A 19,684-nucleotide genomic window follows, 5' to 3' on the forward strand; every position below is an offset into this window, starting at 1 on the left:
TGCCAAAGCCCGCCACTACCAGCCGACGCGCATTCCGACGCGGCCGCCCAATCCGCCGCCATTGGTGCCATAGGTCAGGCCGCCGCTGGCCTGCACGTGCTCGCTGACGCGCAGCGCCGCACTCATGGAGAGCGCATTGGTGTTCTGGAACGTCCCCCAGTTCATGCTCATCGCGATCTTCTCGGACGGCATCAGCCAGGGCGAGCCGGACATCGCAAAGGCCATCGCGACACCGTTGATCGCCTTGCCGGTCCTGCCGTCGAGGTCGTTGAGGCGGGCATTGATGCCTGCGAGCTGGCTGTTGATGTTTGCGATATCCGCGGGGCTCGCAAACCCGAGCGCACTGAGCGAGGTGGAGGCGAGATTGCCGGCAGCGTCCGTGGTGACGAGCTGCACGGGCCCGGACTGCGCGGCCGTGCTCGCGGCCGACGTGACGCCTGTCATCGTGTAGGTATTGCTCGCGGTGCCGTAGACCTGCTGGTTCGCGCGCGTCGCGGTGGCGCCATTGCCGATCGCGGTGGCGTTCGCGAAGGTCGCCGACGCGCCATTGCCGAAGGCCGAGGAATTCGCGCCGGTGGCGTTGGAGCCGTTGCCCACCGCGGTGTTCGCGACACCGTTTCCGCTCGCGTTGGCGCCGTTTCCGACCGCAATGTTGAAGCTGCCGGTCCCGCTGGCATTAGATAGCGTACCGTTCGCAATATTCCTCGAATTGGCGCCACTGGCATTCGCCACATAGCCGGTCGCCGCGTTCGAGCTGTTGGCGCCATACGCGATGGCGGCGTTGCCGGTCGCGACGTTGTAGCTCCCGGATCCACTCGCGTTGGTGTTCAGGCCGTACGCGATGTTCGAGCTGGAATCTCCGTTCGCGTTGGAATTGCCCCCGGTCGCAATGTTGTTGCTGGCGCTGCCGACAGCATTGGCGTTGCGACCCGTCGCAATGTTGCTGCTGTTGTCGCCGTTGGCTCTGGAGCTCCAGCCGGTTGCAATATTGGCGCTGTTGGCGCCGTTGGCGATGGCGTTGCGACCCGTCGCGACGTTCCTGCTGTTATCGCCCTGGGCTTGGGAGTTGAATCCGGACGCGAGATTGTTGCTGTTGTTGCCGGCGGCGAGGGCGTTGAACCCGGACGCGCTGTTGGAGCTGTTATCACCGCTGGCGGTGGCGTTGTTTCCGGACGCCATATTATGACTGCCCTCGCCGGTGGCGATGGCTTCCGTCCCGGTCGCGCTGTTAAAACTGTTGTTGCCGCTGGCGTTGGCATTGTTTCCCATCGCAATATTGGAGCTGCTGTCGCCGCTGGCGTTGGCGGAACCGACGGCGGTATTGCTGCTGGCATTTCCGCTGGCGTTAGAACCGCTCCCGATCGCGGAGTTGTTGCTGCCCGCACCCACAGCGGAAGCGGAGGGCCCGCAGGCAACATTGCTCCCTGAGCCGGCCGCCGTGGCGCCTTGCTCAGACGCGGCACCATCCACGCACACGAGCTGAGCCCGGGCTTCCGGCCCGCCGGCGCAGGCCGCGATCACGGCAATGAGCGCTGTTGCGAGAAAAGCGGTGACTGGCGCTCGCGGTGAAATCGTCATGCTCGTTCCCCACGGTCTTCCAAACTCGCAACCGGCAAGAAGAGAAAGAATGAAGACCGCCGTCACTTCCAGCCCCAGCCCCGCCACTGCGTCAACGCGATTGACGCTTGTGCGACACTCAATGCATGCGAGCTGTGGTTTTGGGAAGACGCTCGATACGCGAAGACCTGCGCGGCATTCCGTCCCCCCATATTCATGGGGGCATGTTCATGGGGCTTGCCCGATGCCCCAACTTCTCAGTCCGCGCATCCCCTTCGCGAGGAGGCGGACGGTTTGCCGGATGCCCGGCTGTTGCACGGATCCCACAACTCGGCGCGAGCTTCATGTTCCGACGCAACGAGTGGCCTGCGGCCCCTGAAAATCGGCCCAAACCACCCTATCTGCCAGTTTCTCTCCACACCATGAATCGAGATCCATGACCGAACAGACGCTCGCCGCGCCGATCGACGATCCATCAGAGCGCCAGCGTGGCTTCTCACGCTACCAGGTGCTTCTGATCGCTCTGCTGGCGTTCACGCAGTTCACGATCATCCTCGACTTCATCATCATGTCGCCGCTCGGCGCCATCCTGATGCCCGCGCTCGACATCACGGCCGGGCAGTTCGGCATCGCGGTGTCGGCCTACGCGTTCAGTGCGGGAGTATCGGGCATCCTCGCCGCCGGCTTTGCAGATCGCTTCGACCGCAAGCGCCTGCTGCTGTTCTTCTATGTCGGCTTCACGCTCGGCACCCTGCTCTGCGCCGCCGCGCAGAATTATCATGTCCTGCTGCTCGGCCGGATCGTGACCGGATTGTTCGGCGGCGTGATCGGCTCGGTGGTGCTCGCCATCATCACCGATTTGTTCCCGCTGCACCTGCGCGGCCGCGTGATGGGCTTCATTCAGACGGCGTTCGCGGCGAGCCAGGTGCTCGGCATTCCCGCCGGGCTGTTTCTCGCCAATCACTGGAGCTGGCAAGTCTGCTTCGTTGCGATCGTCGTGCTGTCGATCGCGGCAATCGCGATCATCGCCTTCGCCATGGCGCCGGTCGACGCGCATCTGAAGCTGAAGCAGGACAGAAACCCGTTCCACCATCTGGTCGCGACGGTCGCAGAGCCGCGCTATACGCTCGCCTTCGCCGTCACGACACTGCTGGCGACGGGCGGCTACATGCTGATGCCGTTCTCCAGCGCCTTCACCGTGCACAATCTCGGCATCGACATCACGCATCTGCCGACGATCTATCTCGTCTCCGGCCTGTTCAGCATCGTCACGGGGCCGCTGGTCGGCAGGGCGAGCGACGCATTCGGCAAATATCCGACCTTCGTGTTCGGCTGCGCGATGACCGTGGTCATGGTGCTGATCTACACAAATCTCGGCCACGTCTCGCTGGCGACCGCGATCCTCGTCAACGTGCTGATGTTCGTCGGCATCTTTTCGCGGATGATCCCCTCGCAGGCGGTGATGTCGGCGATCCCCGACCCGAGCCAGCGCGGCTCGTTCAGCGCGGTCAGCGCCTCGCTCCAGCAGCTCTCCGGCGGGCTCGGCTCGGTACTCGCCGGCGCAATCATCGCGCAGGCGCCTGACGGCGCGCTGATCCATTTCGACCGGATCGGCTACGTCGTCGTGACCACGACGATGGTCACGCTGGTGGCGATGTATTTTGTGCAGAAGGCGGTGGCGGAGCGGACGGGGAAGCGGGTGGTGTGAGGGCGTCTCGCAGCGGCGGAGATGCTACGTGCGGCTTATCCAGGTCAGGGGATCGCGGCTCGTGTGAAACACCGCAACGACGTAGACGGCATCTTGCGTTTCACGAAACACCAGAATGTAGGGGAAGCGCCGGAGCAAAGCGCAGCGCGTGTCCTTGTAGGCCAGCGGAAACTGCTTGGGATTGTCCGCGACCCGGATCAGCGCTGCGCGCAAGGCATCCCGAAATTGCCGTACAACATGTGGGGCGTGGGTGTCGTACCAGCGGACTGCATCGGCGAGATCGGCTCGTGCCGCCGTCGTAAAGAGGAGCCTGGCCACCTATCGTGACCGGCGATCAAGCTCGGCTTCAATATCTTCCCAAGGAATCGCTTCTCTGCGGTCCGCGTCAAAAGTCGCAAGCCTACGGTCGAGTTCGGCCTCGTGCGCCGGGGTCAACCGCACGTCGGCAGCGGAGAGGCTGTCCCAAAGCTCACTGATGAGGTCGAGCCGTTCCTTGGGCGTCAAGCGACTGATGTCGAGCGTTGCCATGATCCGAACCCTTTGGCCCTTTTGCCAACGAAATCACAACCTTCGCGGTCTCGTCGAGAAAATATCGTCACTGCGGCAGCCCACGGAAAGGGGCAGGATCTGACGATCCTGGACCAATTTGACCAATTTCGCGGTGTTGGTTCGGACCGGATCAACCCGCCGTCCCCTGCCTTGCGTTTCGAAGGGAATCCGGACGGAAACAATGGTGCCCAGGAAAGGACTCGAACCTTCACGGCCGTTAAGCCACTGGCACCTGAAGCCAGCGCGTCTACCAATTCCACCACCTGGGCATGCCGTTTGGGGCACGGAGGCGGTTACTACGGTTCGGTGACGCCGTTGTCAATTCATGCTTGAGGCCCGGTTCAGGATGCCGATTGCGCATCGCAAACCGGCCCGATACAAGCCTGACAAGACGCACTCTTTTCCGCAGGAACGGCTCCCATGGCATCGAATCTGGACACGCTCGTCACGGTTTTCGGGGGATCGGGGTTTTTGGGCCGCAGCGTCGTCCGCGCCCTGTGCAAGCGGGATTACCGGGTCCGGGTCGCGGTGCGGCGGCCGGAACTCGCCGGATACCTCCAGCCGCTCGGCCGGGTCGGGCAGGTCCACACCGTGCAGGCGAATCTGCGCTATCCGGCCTCGGTCGAGGCGGCGCTGCGTGATTCGCATGTCGCGATCAACCTCGTCGGCGTCCTCACCGAGAGCGGCGAGCAGACTTTTGACGCCGTCCAGGCCAAGGGCGCCGAGACCGTCGCCAAGGTGGCGGCCGCCGCCGGGGCCCAGCTGGTGCATGTCTCCGCGATCGGCGCCGACGCCGAATCGCCCTCGCGCTATGCCAGGGCCAAGGCGGCCGGCGAAGCCGCGGTCCTGGCCGCGGTTCCCTCCGCCACGATCTTCCGCCCCTCCGTGATGTTCGGCCCCGAGGACCAGTTCACCAACCGCTTTGCCGCACTGGCCCGGATGTCGCCGGTGCTGCCGCTGATCGGCGGGACGACCCGGATGCAGCCGGTCTATGTCGGCGACGTCGCCACCGCGGTCGCGGATGCCGTCGACGGCAAGGCCAAGGCGGGCGCCACCTACGAGCTCGGCGGGCCGGAGGTGCTGACCATGCGCGAGATCATCCAGACCATCCTCGACATGACCGCCCGCAAGCGGCTGCTGGTGCCGCTGCCGTTCGGCCTCGCGCGCTTCCAGGCCCACGTCCTGCAATTCGCGCCGGGCGCGTTCAAGCTGACGCCCGACCAGGTCACGCTGCTCGAGCGCGACAATGTCGTGTCGGATGCGGCGAAGGCGGCCGGGCTGACGCTGGAAGGCCTCGGCATCACGCCCGATTCGCTGGAAGCCATCGCCCCGCAATATCTCTGGCGCTTCCGCGCGGCCGGTCAGTTCCAGCGCATGAGCCTGTGAGTTTCACCTCTCCCCGCTTGCGGGGAGAGGTCGGATTGCGCAGCAATCCGGGTGAGGGGGTACAGATCCCTCGACGATCTCACGTGTGGAGAGAGGCCCCTCACCCCAACCCTCTCCCCGTAAGAACGGGGCGAGGGGGCGCACTGCCGCTGGCGCGACGACTGATCCGTCCCACAGCGTCAAAACTTCAGCTTCTTGAACACCGCTTCCGGCAGCGTCTTGATGATCAGCATCACGAGGCGCCATTTGCCGCTGACATAGACGACGTCGGTCTTGTTCTCGACGGCGCGAAGGATCGCGTCGCCAACCACGCTCGCCTCGACGGTGAGCGGGCCGATCAGCTTCATGCCTTCCGTCATCCTGGTGCGGACGAAGCCGGGCTTCACCGTGACCACGTGAACACCGCCGCGGCTGGCGCGGGCGCGTAAGCCCGACAGGAAGGCGGAGAAGCCGGCCTTGGCCGAACCATAGACATAGTTCGAGGCGCGGCCGCGATCGCCGGCAACCGACGACACGCCGACGAGCGTGCCGCTGCCGCGCGCCAGGAATCGTTCCGCGAACAAGCCGAGGATCAGCGACGGTCCCTCGTAGTTCGAGCGCATGATCGCGGTGGCTTGGGCGAGATCGCTCTCGGCATTTTGCTGCACACCGAGCAGGCCGACGATCGAGATGACGACATCGGGCAATACCGGGAGACTGCCGACAAAGCCTTCGAACGAGGCGGTGTCGAGCACGTCGAACCTGTAGACGCCGACATCGACATTGTAGCGCGCGCGCAGATCGGCGGCATCAGGCTCGAGCACGCCAACGTCGCGGCCAGCGAGGCCGACATCGTAGCCGCACCTGGCAAAGGCGCGCGCGGCGGCGCGGCCGATATCGGAGGAGCCACCCAGCACCAAAACGGACTTGCGCGACGTCACGGCCTAGACCTCATCAAACAGACGTTGTGAAAGCTTCGAGCGGATGTTGCCGGCGGGATCGAGCGATTTGCGGATCGCGTTGAAGCGCGACAGCGCGGGATAACCGGCTTCGAGCGTCGCACGCGACTGGCGCGCATCCTTGGCGAGATAAAGCCGTCCGCCGGCCGCGACGACGAGACGATCGATCTCGTCGAGGAAGGTCAGGATGTCGCCCTTCACAGGGAAATCGAGCGCCAGCGTGTAGCCGGGCAGCGGGAACGACAGGATGCCGTCGCCCTGGCCGAGCTTCTTCAGCACCGCGAGGAAGGAAGCATCGCCGCGCCGCGCCACGCGATCGAGGATCTCGCCGAGCACGGCGCGCGCGCCGTTTTCAGGAATCACGCATTGGTGCTGCAGGAAGCCGCGCTTGCCATAGATGCGATTCCAGTCGGCAATGCTGTCGAGCGGGAAGAAATAGGGATAGAGCGAGACCACATGGCTGCGGCCGGCGCGCCGCACGCCCATGCGGTAATACAACTCGTTGAAGGCGCGGATGCTGAAGCGGTTCAGCGTCATCGAGGGCAGATCCATCGGCACCGCGAGGCCGGGATCCTTCCCGGCGGGAAACGCGGCGGCGCCGGCAGGGAGCTCGTCCTTGCCGGCGTGCTCGCCGAGATAGATCAGCGAGCGGCCGAGATCCTTGCCGCGCGCGACACAATCGATCCACGCCACCGAATAGGTCGCGGCATCGCCGGCATCGAGCGCGCGCATCGCGGCATCGAGATCGGATGCCGGGATCACGCGCTCGCGGATCCATCCCGTCTCGACCTTGCGCAACCGCATCGTCGCCTCGAGGATGACCCCGGTCAGGCCCATGCCGCCGACGGTCGCAAAGAACGCATCGGAGTTCTGCTCGCGCGAGGCTTCGATCACCTCGCCCTGGCCCGTGCGCAGCAGGATGCTGTCGACATAACGGCCGAAGCCGCCTTCACAATGATGGTTCTTGCCGTGCACGTCGGCGGCGATGGCGCCGCCGATCGACACGAAGCGCGTGCCGGGCACGACGAAGGGCAGGAAACCGCGCGGGCCGAAAGTGTCGATCAGGTCCGACAGCAGCATGCCGGCCTCGAGGCGAATGCGCCCGGTCGCCGAATCGAACGACCTGACCCGGTCGAACCCCGTCATCGCGACGGTCCTGGCGGCGCCGATCGCGGCATCGCCATAGGCGCGGCCATTGCCGCGCGCCACCGTGCCGGACACCACGGCTTCACCTACGGCCTCGAACGACCGCGGTCGCAGCATCTCGGTATCGACGACCGGGAAACGCCCCCAGCCGCTGACGAGGGTCATGGTTCAGCTCCTGTGCCGGGCGCGCCGCCCTGCATTGGAAACTGACTAGCGATCAAAAGCTTATTTTGCGTTGAAGGCGCAGAGCCATCCGGGAGTCGAAGCGTAGCCCGGATGGAGCGCCAGCGTAATCCGGGATCGTGCCCCAAGTGATACCAGCCCCGGATTACGCGGAGCCTGTCATCGGGCGGCGCTTCGCGCCGACCCGTTGGCTCCATCCGGATCTACAGACCTTAAAGTCTACCGACCGATCGCCAGCGCGATCAGGCCGAGCGTGCCGACGATGACGCGCCACCAGGCGAACAGCACGAAGCCGTGACGGGTGACGTATGTCAAAAACGTCTTCACCACGATGATAGCGGTGATGAACGAGACCACGAAGCCGATCGCGACGACGTTCATGTGGTCCATCGTCATCTCGGCGCGGCTCTTGTAGAAATCGTAGGCGAACGCGCCGATCATGGTGGGGATGGCGAGGAAGAACGAGAACTCCGCCGCCGCCCGCTTGTCGGCTCCCAGGAGCATCGCAGCGACGATGCTGGCGCCGGAGCGCGACACGCCCGGGATCATCGCCACGCATTGCGCGATGCCGATATAGAGATACATCAGCAGCGGGAACTTGGTGGCGTCGTACTCGCGCGGCTTGAGATTGAGCTTGTCGACCCAGAGCAGGACGGCGCCGCCGACGATCAGCGTGAAGCAGACGACCCAGGGATTGAACAGCACGCTCTTGATGTACTTGCCGGCGACGAGGCCGACGATCACGGCCGGCAGGAACGCCACCAGCACGCCGATCACGAAGCGGCGCGCATAGACATCGCCCGTGAACAGGCCGATCACGACCTCCCACAACTTCCTGAAATACAACCCGACGATCGCGAGGATCGCACCCAGCTGGATCAGAACCGTAAACGAATCCCAGAAATCGCCCTCGCCGAGATGGAAGAAGCGCTCCGCGAGCAAGAGGTGGCCGGTCGAGGATACGGGAAGGAACTCGGTCACACCCTCGATGATGCCGAGGATCACTGCCCGTATTGCGTCTGACATATTTACGGTCCATTTCGGCTGGAAAAGCGGGGGCTCTTCTCGCCTATTCCCCCCAATGCTGCAATCGCAAAATGCGGCATCACGCTCTTGCTTCGCGGTTTTGAGGAACTAGTGTGGCGCCGCACAAACATTGATGGATTCTTAAGCACCATCAAATAGTCAAAGGCTTCATGTTTACGCTGTTTCATCATCCGTTCTGTCCGCATTCGCGCTTCATCCGCCTGATCGCGGGCGAATACGGGCTCGACCTGAAGCTGGTCGAAGAGCGCAGCTGGGAACGGCGCGAGGCGTTTCTGCTGCTCAATGCGGCCGGCACCACGCCTGTCATGGTGGACGAGGAGCAGCCGCCGATTCCGGGCGCGGCCATCATCGCCGAATATCTCGACGAGGCCTATGGCGGCGGGATGGGCGTGAAGCGCCTGATGCCGGAGACGCTTGCCGAGCGCGTCGAGGTGCGCCGGCTGATGGCCTGGTTCAACGAAAAATTCTTCGAGGAGGTCTCGCATCCCCTCGTCACCGAGCGCATCTACAAGCGTTTCATGAGCGAGGAGAACGGCGGCGGCCCGCCCTCGGCCGACGTGATGCGCGCAGCGAAAGCCAATGTGCGCTATCATCTGGCCTATATCGGCTGGCTGGCGCAGACGCGCAATTTCCTCGCCGGCGACCGGCTCACTTACGCGGATCTCGCCGCCGCGGCGCATCTCTCGGCGATCGACTATCTGGGCGACGTGCCATGGAGCGAGGACGACGCAGCAAAGGCGTGGTACGCGCGGGTGAAATCCCGCCCGTCGTTCCGCCCGCTGCTGAGCGAATGGCTGGCCGGCGTGCCGGCGTCGCGGACCTACGTGGACCTGGATTTCTGAGCACCGATCCGACTGAACTGAAGGCGGCGCTCGAACGCGAGGCGCGCGCGCTCGGCTTCGACTGCATCGGCATCACCGCACCCGGCACGATCGAGAACGCCGGGAAACACTTCCTCGAGTTCATCGCCTCGGGCGGCCATGGCGACATGGACTGGCTCGCAGCTCAGCCGGAGCGCCGCGTCGATCCGCGCGGGCTGTGGAGCGACGTGCGCAGCGTGATCATGCTCGGCGTCAACTACGGTCCCGACTCCGATCCGCTGGCGATCCTGAAGCAGCGCACGCGCGCGGCGATCTCGGTCTATGCGCAGGGCGACGACTATCACGACCTCATCAAGAAGCGGCTGAAGGCGCTGGCGCGCTGGCTGGTCGCGACCGCGCCATCGGACGTGAAGGTGTTCGTCGACACCGCGGCCGTGATGGAAAAGCCGCTGGCGCAGGCCGCGCATCTGGGCTGGCAGGGCAAGCACACGAATCTGGTCTCGCGCGAATTCGGCTCGTGGCTGTTCCTCGGCGCGATCTACACCACGCTCGATCTGCCGCGCGATGCTGCCGAGATCGATCATTGCGGCTCGTGCCGGGCGTGTCTCGACATCTGCCCGACTGCGGCGTTCCCCGCGCCCTACAAGCTCGATGCGCGGCGCTGCATCTCGTATCTCACCATCGAGAGCAAGGGGCCGATCCCGCGCGAGTTTCGCAAGAGCATCGGCAATCGCATCTATGGCTGCGACGATTGCCTTGCCGCCTGCCCCTGGAACAAGTTTGCGCAAGAGGGGCGCGAGGTAAAACTCGCCGCGCGCGACGAATTGCGCGCACCTGATCTCGCCGAGCTGGCGCGGCTCGACGATGCCGCGTTTCGTGCGCTGTTCACGAAGTCGCCGGTCAAGCGCATCGGCCGCGACCGGTTCTTGCGCAACGTGCTGATTGCGATCGGCAACTCGGGTGAGGTGGCGCTGGCTGAGGAGGCGCGGAGATTGCTGGATGACGAGAGCCCACTGGTGCGGGGCGCGGCGGTGTGGGCGCTGGCGCAGCTGGTGGAGCGAGATGAGTTTGAGGCGCTCATGACAGATGCGGTCGCCAACGAACTCGACGAGGGTGTACGCGAGGAGTGGCAAGCCGCCTCCTAACTCTCCGCTGTCATTCCCCGCCTAGTGCGCAATTGCGCACGGGGGCGGGGAATCGAGTACGCCGCAACCCATCGGTTCAATCACAGCCGTCTCGGAGTACTGGATCGCCCGATCAAGTCGGGCGATGACACCGAATGTTGGGCAGCAACTTCACCCGATCTCGGCCACTGCGGCAAGAATGCGCGCGATGTCCTGCGGGCGGGAGAGGCGGTGGTCGCCGTCCTGGATCAGGGTCAGGACGACGTCGTCGGCCGGCAGGCGGTGGGTCAGCGCAAACGCGTGCTGCCAGGGCACGTCGGGATCCTGCGCGCCCTGCAGGATACGGACGGGGCAGCCGAGATCGATGGCGCTGCCGAGCACGCGATGATTGCGTCCCTCCTCGATCAGCTTCCGCGTGATCGGATAGGGCGAGCCGTCGCCATAGTCCGATGGCCGCAGCCAGAAGCCTTTGGTCTCGATCTCCTTCTTCACCGCAGGTGAAAAATTCTTCCACATCAGTTCCTCGGTGAAGTCGGGCGCCGGCGCGATCAGCACGAGTCCGGCCAACGACCCCTTGCTGCTCCGCTTCCTGATCTCGCGCGCGAGCAGCAGCGCCATCCAGCCGCCCATGGAGGAGCCGATCAGGATCTGCGGGCCGTCGCAGAACCGCTCGAACACGGCGACGCTGTCCTCGAGCCAGCTTCCGATGGTTCCGTCGGCGAAATCGCCGCTGGATTCGCCGTGGCCGGAATAGTCGAACCGAACCACCGCGCGGCCGTTGTCTCTGGCCCAGGCGTCCAGTGCCACGGCCTTGCCGCCCTGCATGTCCGACTTGAAGCCACCGAGCCAGACGAGGCCAGGACCCTTGCCGGCGCGGTGGCGCACCGCGATCCGGCGCGCGGACGGGCCTTCGCCCAATTCGATGAAGTCGAGCACGGCATCGGAAATTGCATCGGTCATGGAACGTTTACTCTGGCTGTGCGGTTTGAGCTGTCCGGGCTCATTCCGAAAGCACGCCGGGCATCAGCATTGTCCCTTTGGGACGCTTGCGGAACAGAAGCAAGGTGTCTATGTCGAGCACCGTGCCGTTGGGCGTGACCAAAATGCCTCGCATTTGAGGGTTTTTCGCTCCTCGCACGAGCGACTTGCTTGCCGGCAAACGCATCTTCCTTCAAAATAGCCGCTTCTTTCACAACTTTGGAGAACCACCCATTCGCCGTCCTAATAAAGCTCCGCCCGCTGCCAGCAAAGACGGGCCGCGCATCAATGATGATATCCGCAATGCGCAGATCCAGCTGATCGACCAGACCGGTGATAACAAAGGCACGGTCGAGACCGTCGTCGCCATCCGGATGGCCCAGGAAGCTGGCATGGATCTGGTCGAGATTTCGCCGAATACCAGCCCTCCCGTCTGCAAGATCATGGACTACGGGAAGTACAAGTATTCCGCTCAGAAGAAGGCCGCGGAAGCCCGCAAGCGGCAGAAGACCGTCGAGATCAAGGAGATCAAGCTCCGCCCGATGATCGACGATCACGATTACGACGTGAAGATGCGCGCGATGCAGCGGTTCTTCGAAGAGGGCGACAAGGTCAAGATCACTTTGCGCTATCGCGGCCGCGAAATGGCGCACCAGGAGATCGGCACCAAGCTGCTGGACAAGATCAAGACCGACGTCGCCGAGCTCGCCAAGGTCGAGCAGGACGCGCGGTTCGAAGGCCGTCAGGTCGTCATGGTGCTGGCGCCGCGCTGACGCCAAGCGCTTTGGAACTTTAAGAGTTCAACGGCCCGTCCGGATCTCCGGCGGGCCGTTTTGTTTTTCACCTCTCCCGCAAGCGGGAGAGGGAGCGCACCGTCTCCGTGATTATGATCTTACGTCCGCGTCGCCTGCCAGGTGCCGCTGCACTGGTCGCCGGAAATGATGCCTTTCCACGAACCGGCGCCATTCACGCCGGCGAGCCGGCCGCCGCCGCTGGCATGGGAGGCGCCGACCGAGACCTGGACGGCGACGGCGCCGGCGCGGTTGATCCGGCCCGAGACCCGGCCACCGCCGGCGGACGAGACGCGGCTGCCTGTCACGGTGAAGGGAACGCTGTAGCCCGAGCTGCAATTGCCGCGGGTGGTGGCGAAGGTGACGTTCCAGATGCCGTCATAGCCGCTGGCGCGAGCATCGGCAGTTGACGGCAGCGACGCCGTGGCGAGCACGGCGAACAGCGCCAGACGGCGCGGACGGGCGAAATTCGCCAGCGAAGAAAGAAATTGCGGGAAATGGGCCATTTTGGTCCTGCTTCAGGCGACAAGGTTTGGACATTGGGGGTGGCAACCTCCAATAGTCGGCGGGCAGGTTTCGGCGGTTCATCGTTGCCAATTGGCTTGTCCTCTGTCATAAGCCCAGCCTTCATCGCCCGGCTGATTAAGGGCTGCCGTGGCGGTGTTTCGTGCGGGTTTCGCGCTTGTTCGTAAAACCTGAGCACAATCAACGCTCTAACGAGCATTTTTGACGGCCAGCCGCCTTTGCGGGCGGATCTCTGTGGCCATTAGGAGAGCCAAATGCCCAAGCTGAAGACCAAATCGGGCGCTAAAAAGCGCTTCAAGGTGACTGCCACCGGCAAAGTGATGCACGCCCAACGCGGCAAGCGTCACGGCATGATCAAGCGGACGAAGAAGCAGATCCGTCAGCTCCGCGGCACCCGCGTGCTGTTCAAGACCGACGGCGACAACGTCAAGAAGTACTTCTTGCCGAACGCCTGATCGCGTCCACGATCACTGCCATCCCTGCCGCATTCCGTGCGGCAATCCGCTAACCAAAGTCATCTCTGAAGGATTTCGTCATGTCTCGCGTCAAACGCGGTGTGACCGCCCACGCCAAGCACAAGAAAGTCTACAAGGCCGCCAAGGGTTTCTACGGCCGCCGCAAGAACACCATCCGCGCCGCCAAGCCGGCCGTGGAGAAGGCCCAGCAATACGCCTTCCGCGACCGCAAGCGTAAGAAGCGGACCTTCCGCGCGCTCTGGATCCAGCGCATCAACGCTGCCGTCCGTCCGTTCGGCCTGACCTACAGCAAGTTTATCGACGGCATGGCCAAGTCGGGGATCACCGTCGACCGCAAGGTGCTGTCGGATCTCGCGATCAGCGAGCCCGCGGCATTCCAGGCGATCGCCGAGAAGGCCAAGGCCGCGCTGGCGGCGTAAGCTGCCCCACTGTGCTCTGCGCAGCATTCAGCTTGTGATGGCCAGGGCAAGGGCGCGTCTCGCGCCGTACTGCCCCGGCCGTCTCTCGCACAAACACTTCTCCGACGTGGATGCCCGGCGAATCTAACGCGAAGACGCGCTTCGCGCTTTTGGGCCGGGCGTGACGGGCTAGGATCATCGGCTCAGCATCCTGGCCAAAAGGGATTGCCATGACCGATCTTGCCCAGCTCCAAGCCCAGATCATCGCCGACATCGCCGCCGCCTCCGACGAGGCCGCGCTCGAAGCCGTGCGTGTTGCAGCCCTTGGCAAGAAGGGCTCGATCTCGGCGCTCCTCGCCACGCTCGGCAAGATGTCGCCGGACGAGCGCAAGACGCAAGGAGCGGCGATCAACCAGGCCAAGGACGAAGTCAGCCAGGCGCTTGCGGCGCGACGCGACGTGCTGAGGTCGGCGGCGCTCGATGCCCGGCTCGCCTCCGAGACCGTCGACGTTACCCTGCCGCTGCGCGATACGCCGACTGATGCCGGCCGCATCCATCCGCTGAGCCAGGTCTGGGACGAGCTGACCACGATCTTCGCCGACATGGGATTCTCGGTGGCCGAGGGCCCGGACATCGAGACCGACGACTACAACTTCACAAAACTGAATTTCCCGGAAGGCCATCCGGCGCGCGAGATGCACGACACCTTCTTCTTCCATCCGAAGGAGGACGGCTCGCGCATGCTGCTGCGAACCCACACCTCGCCGGTGCAGGTGCGCACCATGCTGAGCCAGAAGCCGCCGATCCGCGTGATCTGCCCGGGCCGCACCTATCGCATCGATTCGGACGCGACCCACACGCCGCAATTCCACCAGGTCGAGGGCCTCGTCATCGACAAGAGCTCGCATCTCGGCCACCTCAAATGGATCCTGCACGAGTTCTGCAAGGCGTTCTTCGAGGTCGACCACATCAACATGCGCTTCCGGCCCTCGTTCTTCCCGTTCACCGAGCCGTCGCTGGAAGTCGACATCCAGTGCCGCCGCGACAAGGGCGAGATCCGCTTCGGCGAGGGCGAGGACTGGCTCGAGATTCTCGGCTGCGGCATGGTGCATCCGAACGTGCTGCGCGCCTGCGGCATCGATCCCGACGAGTACCAGGGCTTTGCCTGGGGCATGGGCATCGACCGCATCGCCATGCTGAAATACGGCATCGCCGACCTGCGACAGCTGTTCGACAGCGACGTCCGCTGGCTGTCCCACTACGGCTTCAAGCCGCTCGAAGTACCAACGCTTGCCGGAGGGCTGAGCTCGTGAAATTCACTCTCTCCTGGCTGAAGGATCATCTCGAGACCGACGAACCGCTGGACAGGCTCGCCGAGAAGCTCACCATGATCGGGCTCGAGGTCGAGAACATCGAGGACAAGGCGAAGGCGCTTAAGCCGTTCACCATTGCGAAGGTGGTCTCGGCCGAGCAGCATCCGAACGCGGATCGCCTGCGCGTCTGCATGGTCGACACCGGCGACGGTGGTGCGCCGGTGCAGGTCGTGTGCGGCGCGCCGAATGCGCGCACCGGGCTCGTCAGCGTGTTCTCAGCCCCCGGCACCTACATTCCCGGCAAGGACATCACGCTCGGCATCGGCACCATTCGCGGCGTCGAGAGCCGCGGCATGCTGTGCTCGGCGGCCGAGCTGCAGATCTCCAACGACCATGACGGCATCATGGAGTTGCCGGCGGACGCGCCGATCGGCGCTGCTTACGCCGAATGGGCCGGCCTCGGCGATCCCGCGGTCGAGATCAATTTGACGCCGAATCGGCAGGACTGCACCGGCGTGCACGGCATCGCGCGCGATCTCGCCGCTGCCGACATGGGCAAGTTCAAAGACCCCGCGATCAAGCCAATCAGAGGCGAATTCCCCTGCCCCGTGAAGGTCACGGTCGAGGATTCCACGCTGTGTCCGGGCTTCGCGCTCCGCCTCGTGCGCGGCGTCAAGAACAAGCCGTCGCCGGAATGGCTGCAGAAGCGGCTGACCGCGATCGGGCTGCGCCCGATCAACGCGCTGGTCGACATCACCAACTTCATGACCTTCGACCGCGCGCGGCCGCTGCATGTGTTCGACGCCAAGAAGGTCAAGGGCAATCTCGTCGTGCGCCGCGCCCGCGACGGCGAGAGCCTGCTCGCGCTCGACGGCCGCACCTACAATCTGGATCCCGCCATTTGCGTGATCGCGGACGAGCACGGCGTCGAATCGCTTGCCGGCATCATGGGCGGCGAAGCCTCGGGCTGCGACGAGAACACCACGGACGTGCTGATCGAATCGGCGCTGTGGAACGAGATCAACATCGCCCAGACCGGCCGCAAGCTCGGCATCAATTCGGATGCGCGCTACCGCTTCGAGCGCGGCGTCGATCCGGCCTTCATGGTGCCCGGCCTCGAGCTCGCGACCAAGCTGGTGATGGAGATGTGCGGCGGCGCGCCGTCCGAGACCGTCGTGGTCGGCAAAGCCTTTGCCGATGACCGCGTCATCGACTTCCCGGTCACGGAAGTGAAGCGCCTGTCCGGCATCGAGGTGCCGCAGGTCGAGATGAAGCGCATCCTGACCCATCTCGGCTTCATGATGGCGGGCCCCGGCCCGGTGGTGAAGGTCGCGGTGCCCTCGTGGCGCTCCGACGTGCACGGCAAGGCCGATATCGTCGAGGAGATCGTCCGCATCTTCGGCGTCGACAAGCTGCCGGAGACGCCGTTCGAGCGCGGCGAGGACGCGCGCAAACCGGTGCTGACGCCGCTGCAGCTGCGCACCCGCCGCGTGCGGCGCGCGCTCGCGAGCCGCGGCATGGTCGAGGCCGTGACGTGGTCGTTCATTGCCAAGCCTGCGGCAGAATTGTTCGGTGGCGGTCAGCGCGCGCTCGAAGTGGCGAACCCGATCGCCTCTGATCTCTCCGACATGCGCCCGACCCTGATCGCGGGCCTGATCGCGGCCGCGCAGGCCAATGCCGATCGCGGCTTTGGCGATGTCGCGCTGTTCGAGGTTGGTCAAATCTTCAAGGGCGACCGTCCGCAGGACCAGTTCATGGCGGCAAGCGGCGTGCGTCGCGGCTTCGCCTCCTCTGAAGGTCTCGGGCGGCACTGGACCGGCTCGGCGCAGGCCGATGTGTTCGACGCCAAGGCCGATGCGCTGGCGGTGCTGGCTGCGGCCGGTGCGCCGATGCAGGCGCTTCAGATCGTGGCGGGCGGGCCCGGCTGGCTGCATCCGGGCCGCTCCGGCACGATCCAGATCGGGCCGCAGAACGTGCTCGGCCATTTCGGCGAGGTGCACCCCAGAGCGCTCGAGGCGCTCGGCGCCGACGGGCCGCTGATGGTGTTCGAGGTGATCCTCGACCGCATCCCGGAGGCGAAGAAGAAGCCGACCCGCGCCAAGCCGCTGATCGAGCTCTCCGCTTTCCAGCCCGTTACGCGCGATTTTGCTTTCATCGTCGACCGCAGCGTGAAGGCTGGCGACATCGTCCGCGCCGCGCAAGGCGTCGACAAGAAGCTGATCACCGGCGTCAACGTCTTCGACGTCTATGAGGGCAAGGGCATCGACGACGGCAGAAAGTCGATCGCGATCGCGGTGACGCTCCAGCCGCGCGAGAAGACGCTCACCGACCAGGAGATCGAGGCCGTCGGCGCCAAGATCGTGGCCGAGGTCACGAAGAAGACTGGCGGTATTTTGCGCGGATGACGCTCGCTGACTTCCTTCCGAAGGACGTCAACCTCACGATTGCGGCGGCGCTTTGCGCCGTCGCTTTCGTTTCGGGGGCTGCCCGCGGCTTCTCCGGCTTCGGCTCGGCGCTGATCTTCATGCCGCTGGCGAGCAGCATCGCGGCGCCGCGGCTCGTTGCCGCGCTGCTGCTGGTGATCGATTTCATCGCGGCCGCGCCGCTGCTCCCTGACGCCTGGCGGAAGGCCGACCGCAAGGCCACCGCGGTGATCGTGCTGGGCGCGCTCGTCGGCGTGCCCGTCGGCACCTATTTCCTCAGCGTGCTCGAGCCCGTCACCACGCGCTGGATCATCTCCTGCTTCGTCGCGGCGCTGCTCCTTCTGCTGCTGTCGGGCTGGCGCTATCGCGGCAAGGACCACGCCTGGCTGTCGGTCGGCATCGGCGGCCTCTCCGGTTTCTGCAGCGGCCTCGCGCAGACCGGCGGCCCGCCGATCGTCGGCTACTGGCTCGGCCGCCCGATCGCCCCGATCGTCGCGCGCGCCAATATCTTGCTGTTCTTCGGCGCTTCGGATTTCTTCTCGATGGTCAGCTATGCGACGACCGGCCTGATCAGCCGCGAATCGCTGGTGCTGTCGCTGATCGTCGGCCCGGTCTACGCAGCTGGCGTTGCGTTCGGCGCATCGCTGTTCGGCCGCGCGAGCGAGAGAGTGTTTCGCGGCATTTGCTACGCGCTGATTGCGATGGCGGTGATCTTTGGGTTGCCCGCGTTGGACGGCGTGTTGCGGTAGCTCTCTCCACGGGTCGTCCCCGCGAAGGCGGGGACCCATAACCCCAGGGAGAAGTTGTGGTGCAAGCTGGTCACCACGAGTCTTCGCCAAACCAGGCCCTGTGGGTATGGGTCCCGGATCTGCGCGCGCCTGAGGGGCGCGCTTGTCCGGGACGACGGCGGAGTTTGTCGCCGCTTGCTTGCCCTACTGCGGCTTGGCCCTGCGCTTCTTCGTCGACTGCGTTGGGACATCCGCGGGATCGTCCTTGATCGCGCCGATCTTGCGCAAGGCTGCATCCGCGGCGCGTTCGCCACTTTCCCAGGCACCGTCAACGGTGCCCCACAGCGTCTCGTGGGAGGCTTCGCCGGCGAGAAACATGTTGCCGATCGGGTCGGCCAAGGTCTTTCGCGAGAGCTGGCCGCCGGGCGAGGCTGCCGACATCGCACCCATGACATAGGGCGAGGCGTTCCAGCGCGTCGCGCTGGTCTTCTGCACGACGGCCGCGGCCTCGCTGCCGAACAGCTTTGTGATCCACTCCTTGGCGAAGGCGACCATGGCCTTCTCGCCCTGCTCGGAGAGATCGCGGCCGAAGGAGCCGCCGACATCGATCGAGCACAGCGAGGAGCCGCCGATATTGGCGAACATGAGCGCCGTGCGCGTCGAATTGCTCTGCTCGATGAGGATATCGTCGCGCGACAGGCCGAGCGGATTGCCCGGCAATTGCAGCACGATGCGATCGTAGCTGCCGAGGCTGAGCTTCGATGCCGCGTCCAACGTCCGCTTGGGAATGTCGGGCGCGAACTTGATCGCGCCCGATGTCAGCACGTTGGTCGAGACCGTGACGATGGCGGCGCGCGCGGCGATCTTGCCGGCTTGGGTCTCGACACTGACGTCGCGATTGCTCCAGGCGATGCGGCTCGCCGGCGTCGACAGCGCCACCGGCGTCTGCTCGGCGAGCTTGCTGATCAGCGTGCCGAGGCCCTGACGGCAGGCGATCGCCGCGTTGCGGTCCTGCGCGCGTCCCTTGTCGATCGCGGACAGCTCCTTCAGGTCCTTGCCGGCGAAGCTCGCGCCCAGCATGAACTCGACCGCGCCGACCCAGTCGCCGAGATCCTTCGGCAGCACGGACGCGCAGGAGGTGTCGAGCTTGCCGCGTGCGGCCTCGTCGATGGCGCGGTTGGCGCGCACCAGCGCGGCCAGGAACTGCTCGGTCTCGCCTGCACGCGCGTTGCGGCGGCCGATGCGCATCTTCTGGCCCGATGGCGCCGGCAGCACGTCGAGTCCGAGGCCGCGCGCCAGCCGGATCATCGGGTTGGTGTCGGGATTGTGCATCCAGCGCGCGCCACGGTCGAATGGCGTGTCGAAGGTGGTGCTGTCCGTGATGCAGCGGCCGCCGACTTGCGATGCCGCTTCCACCACAATGACCCTGCGGCCCGTCGCCATGATGCGCCGCGCCGCGGCAATTCCCGCAGCGCCCGCACCGATCACGACGATGTCGGCCTCGCGTGGCAGTGGCGCGGCGGATGCGCGCGAGACCGGGATCGCCGCAAGTGCCGCCGACGCGACAAGGAAACCGCGGCGCGTGATTGTCAT

The 19,684-nt window shown here is 65.1% G+C and carries 20 protein-coding genes and 1 tRNA gene; 10 read left to right on the forward strand and 11 right to left on the reverse strand.

From position 1 onward, the window contains the following. Positions 1-15: 15 nt before the first annotated feature. Positions 16-1,644: a YadA family autotransporter adhesin gene (locus tag JQ566_RS14350; protein ID WP_349643324.1), complete on the reverse strand. Its 1,629-nt coding sequence runs from the start codon at positions 1,642-1,644 to the stop codon at positions 16-18. Between the two features lie 349 nt (positions 1,645-1,993). Between JQ566_RS14350 and JQ566_RS14355 the strand changes: the two genes are divergently transcribed. Then, complete coding sequence (locus JQ566_RS14355; RefSeq protein ID WP_212372873.1) at positions 1,994-3,265, forward strand: MFS transporter; 1,272 nt, start codon at positions 1,994-1,996, stop codon at positions 3,263-3,265. A gap of 24 nt (positions 3,266-3,289) precedes the next feature. Here JQ566_RS14355 and JQ566_RS14360 read toward each other — a convergent pair whose 3' ends face one another. From JQ566_RS14360 to JQ566_RS14370, 3 genes are all read right to left on the reverse strand, one after another. After that, positions 3,290-3,583, reverse strand: coding sequence for a type II toxin-antitoxin system RelE/ParE family toxin (locus JQ566_RS14360; protein ID WP_212372875.1), 294 nt, complete (start codon positions 3,581-3,583; stop codon positions 3,290-3,292). Further along, positions 3,584-3,793 (reverse strand): addiction module protein, encoded by a 210-nt coding sequence (locus JQ566_RS14365; RefSeq protein ID WP_249139452.1) that lies wholly within the window; start codon positions 3,791-3,793, stop codon positions 3,584-3,586. Positions 3,794-3,996: 203 nt separating this feature from the next. Then, positions 3,997-4,083 (reverse strand) — tRNA-Leu (locus JQ566_RS14370). Positions 4,084-4,234: 151 nt separating this feature from the next. Between JQ566_RS14370 and JQ566_RS14375 the strand changes: the two genes are divergently transcribed. Further along, on the forward strand, positions 4,235-5,200 hold the full coding sequence (locus tag JQ566_RS14375) for a complex I NDUFA9 subunit family protein (protein WP_212372877.1): 966 nt from the start codon (positions 4,235-4,237) through the stop codon (positions 5,198-5,200). 179 nt (positions 5,201-5,379) lie between these two features. Here JQ566_RS14375 and JQ566_RS14380 read toward each other — a convergent pair whose 3' ends face one another. The 3 genes from JQ566_RS14380 to JQ566_RS14390 all read right to left on the reverse strand — a co-directional run bounded on the left by JQ566_RS14380 (position 5,380) and on the right by JQ566_RS14390 (position 8,493). Beyond that, positions 5,380-6,120 carry an SDR family oxidoreductase gene (locus tag JQ566_RS14380; RefSeq protein ID WP_212372879.1) on the reverse strand — a complete coding sequence of 247 codons (741 nt, stop codon included), beginning with the start codon at positions 6,118-6,120 and terminating at the stop codon, positions 5,380-5,382. A gap of 3 nt (positions 6,121-6,123) precedes the next feature. After that, entirely contained in the window at positions 6,124-7,449 is a 1,326-nt protein-coding gene (locus JQ566_RS14385; protein WP_212372881.1) for an FAD-binding oxidoreductase, read from the reverse strand. Between the two features lie 237 nt (positions 7,450-7,686). Continuing rightward, positions 7,687-8,493, reverse strand: coding sequence for an undecaprenyl-diphosphate phosphatase (locus JQ566_RS14390; protein ID WP_212372883.1), 807 nt, complete (start codon positions 8,491-8,493; stop codon positions 7,687-7,689). Positions 8,494-8,663: 170 nt separating this feature from the next. On the opposite strand from JQ566_RS14390, the gene JQ566_RS14395 reads away from it, so the two are divergent. Both JQ566_RS14395 and queG read left to right on the forward strand, forming a co-directional pair. Beyond that, positions 8,664-9,356, forward strand: a complete 693-nt coding sequence (locus tag JQ566_RS14395) for a glutathione S-transferase family protein (protein WP_212372885.1) — start codon at positions 8,664-8,666, stop codon at positions 9,354-9,356. Next, the gene (queG, locus tag JQ566_RS14400; RefSeq protein ID WP_212372887.1) at positions 9,305-10,480 is read left to right on the forward strand and encodes a tRNA epoxyqueuosine(34) reductase QueG; all 1,176 of its coding nucleotides are present in this window, start codon (positions 9,305-9,307) and stop codon (positions 10,478-10,480) included. The genes JQ566_RS14395 and queG overlap by 52 nt, the downstream gene beginning before the upstream one ends. 150 nt (positions 10,481-10,630) lie before the next feature. Here the strand turns inward: queG and JQ566_RS14405 are convergent, their stop codons facing one another. Continuing rightward, complete coding sequence (locus JQ566_RS14405; protein WP_212372889.1) at positions 10,631-11,419, reverse strand: alpha/beta hydrolase; 789 nt, start codon at positions 11,417-11,419, stop codon at positions 10,631-10,633. 40 nt (positions 11,420-11,459) lie between these two features. Continuing rightward, a complete protein-coding gene (locus JQ566_RS14410; RefSeq protein ID WP_212373112.1) occupies positions 11,460-11,618 on the reverse strand; it encodes a hypothetical protein in 159 nt (52 codons plus the stop codon). Positions 11,619-11,670: 52 nt separating this feature from the next. Between JQ566_RS14410 and infC the strand changes: the two genes are divergently transcribed. Next, positions 11,671-12,210, forward strand: a complete 540-nt coding sequence (infC, locus tag JQ566_RS14415) for a translation initiation factor IF-3 (protein ID WP_080134054.1) — start codon at positions 11,671-11,673, stop codon at positions 12,208-12,210. A 119-nt stretch (positions 12,211-12,329) separates the two neighbouring features. Here the strand turns inward: infC and JQ566_RS14420 are convergent, their stop codons facing one another. Next, complete coding sequence (locus tag JQ566_RS14420; protein WP_212372893.1) at positions 12,330-12,734, reverse strand: hypothetical protein; 405 nt, start codon at positions 12,732-12,734, stop codon at positions 12,330-12,332. Between the two features lie 273 nt (positions 12,735-13,007). On the opposite strand from JQ566_RS14420, the gene rpmI reads away from it, so the two are divergent. From rpmI to JQ566_RS14445, 5 genes are all read left to right on the forward strand, one after another. Next, on the forward strand, positions 13,008-13,208 hold the full coding sequence (gene rpmI / locus JQ566_RS14425; protein WP_008539890.1) for a 50S ribosomal protein L35: 201 nt from the start codon (positions 13,008-13,010) through the stop codon (positions 13,206-13,208). Positions 13,209-13,288: 80 nt separating this feature from the next. Beyond that, the gene (rplT, locus tag JQ566_RS14430; protein WP_008143961.1) at positions 13,289-13,648 is read left to right on the forward strand and encodes a 50S ribosomal protein L20; all 360 of its coding nucleotides are present in this window, start codon (positions 13,289-13,291) and stop codon (positions 13,646-13,648) included. Positions 13,649-13,857: 209 nt separating this feature from the next. Beyond that, on the forward strand, positions 13,858-14,940 hold the full coding sequence (pheS, locus tag JQ566_RS14435; RefSeq protein ID WP_212372895.1) for a phenylalanine--tRNA ligase subunit alpha: 1,083 nt from the start codon (positions 13,858-13,860) through the stop codon (positions 14,938-14,940). Then, positions 14,937-17,345 (forward strand): phenylalanine--tRNA ligase subunit beta, encoded by a 2,409-nt coding sequence (pheT, locus tag JQ566_RS14440; RefSeq protein ID WP_212372898.1) that lies wholly within the window; start codon positions 14,937-14,939, stop codon positions 17,343-17,345. The genes pheS and pheT overlap by 4 nt, the downstream gene beginning before the upstream one ends. After that, positions 17,342-18,112, forward strand: a complete 771-nt coding sequence (locus JQ566_RS14445) for a sulfite exporter TauE/SafE family protein (protein ID WP_212372900.1) — start codon at positions 17,342-17,344, stop codon at positions 18,110-18,112. The genes pheT and JQ566_RS14445 overlap by 4 nt, the downstream gene beginning before the upstream one ends. A gap of 183 nt (positions 18,113-18,295) precedes the next feature. Here JQ566_RS14445 and JQ566_RS14450 read toward each other — a convergent pair whose 3' ends face one another. After that, positions 18,296-19,684, reverse strand: coding sequence for a flavin monoamine oxidase family protein (locus tag JQ566_RS14450; RefSeq protein WP_212372902.1), 1,389 nt, complete (start codon positions 19,682-19,684; stop codon positions 18,296-18,298).

The organism is Bradyrhizobium sp. SZCCT0231, from assembly GCF_018130245.1.
Classification (GTDB): Bacteria; Pseudomonadota; Alphaproteobacteria; order Rhizobiales; family Xanthobacteraceae; genus Bradyrhizobium; species Bradyrhizobium japonicum_F.

Bases quoted from the DNA above. Each gene is read 5' to 3' on its own strand.
- JQ566_RS14395 (WP_212372885.1), top strand. From the start codon at position 8,664: ATGTTTACGCTGTTTCATCATCCGTTCTGTCCGCATTCGCGCTTCATC.
- JQ566_RS14390 (WP_212372883.1), bottom strand. From the start codon at position 8,493: ATGTCAGACGCAATACGGGCAGTGATCCTCGGCATCATCGAGGGTGTG.
- JQ566_RS14450 (WP_212372902.1), bottom strand. From the start codon at position 19,684: ATGACAATCACGCGCCGCGGTTTCCTTGTCGCGTCGGCGGCACTTGCG.
- JQ566_RS14385 (WP_212372881.1), bottom strand. From the start codon at position 7,449: ATGACCCTCGTCAGCGGCTGGGGGCGTTTCCCGGTCGTCGATACCGAG.
- JQ566_RS14365 (WP_249139452.1), bottom strand. From the start codon at position 3,793: ATGGCAACGCTCGACATCAGTCGCTTGACGCCCAAGGAACGGCTCGAC.
- JQ566_RS14445 (WP_212372900.1), top strand. From the start codon at position 17,342: ATGACGCTCGCTGACTTCCTTCCGAAGGACGTCAACCTCACGATTGCG.
- JQ566_RS14375 (WP_212372877.1), top strand. From the start codon at position 4,235: ATGGCATCGAATCTGGACACGCTCGTCACGGTTTTCGGGGGATCGGGG.
- rplT (WP_008143961.1), top strand. From the start codon at position 13,289: ATGTCTCGCGTCAAACGCGGTGTGACCGCCCACGCCAAGCACAAGAAA.
- pheS (WP_212372895.1), top strand. From the start codon at position 13,858: ATGACCGATCTTGCCCAGCTCCAAGCCCAGATCATCGCCGACATCGCC.
- JQ566_RS14355 (WP_212372873.1), top strand. From the start codon at position 1,994: ATGACCGAACAGACGCTCGCCGCGCCGATCGACGATCCATCAGAGCGC.
- rpmI (WP_008539890.1), top strand. From the start codon at position 13,008: ATGCCCAAGCTGAAGACCAAATCGGGCGCTAAAAAGCGCTTCAAGGTG.
- queG (WP_212372887.1), top strand. From the start codon at position 9,305: ATGGCTGGCCGGCGTGCCGGCGTCGCGGACCTACGTGGACCTGGATTT.
- JQ566_RS14420 (WP_212372893.1), bottom strand. From the start codon at position 12,734: ATGGCCCATTTCCCGCAATTTCTTTCTTCGCTGGCGAATTTCGCCCGT.
- JQ566_RS14405 (WP_212372889.1), bottom strand. From the start codon at position 11,419: ATGACCGATGCAATTTCCGATGCCGTGCTCGACTTCATCGAATTGGGC.